Annotated in this window: 1 pseudogene; it reads left to right on the plus strand. The window is 68.8% G+C overall.

The window, feature by feature from the left end:
- Positions 1-336 (plus strand): annotated as a pseudogene (locus L0U85_RS11185) (hypothetical protein); the annotation flags it as partial.

Here is a 336-nt window from a genome sequence, read left to right on the forward strand (position 1 = left end):
GACGACATCGCCAACATCTTCCCCACCGGCCTCCACCCCGAGGAGTACGGGCCAGGACTGCGCGAAGACCTCGACCGCATCGCCCAAGCACTCGAAACCGAGCGCCTCAACACCGAACTCCGGAAAGCACGCGCACGGCTGCGCAAGAAATACGCCGCACCCAAACCCACACCCGAACCCGGACAGGCACCAGCACCGGCCTCGCAGCCCGAGACCGCGACCGGGCCCGACCACGGCACCGGACCCGAGCGAGACTCCGCAAGGGACTTCGATCCGGGCTCCGGACTGGGCGGATGCTCCCGCCCCGAAGACGACCACGCCCCCACACCAGCAACA

Source organism: Glycomyces sp. L485 (genome assembly GCF_022548875.1).
Lineage (GTDB): Bacteria > Actinomycetota > Actinomycetes > Mycobacteriales > Micromonosporaceae > Glycomyces.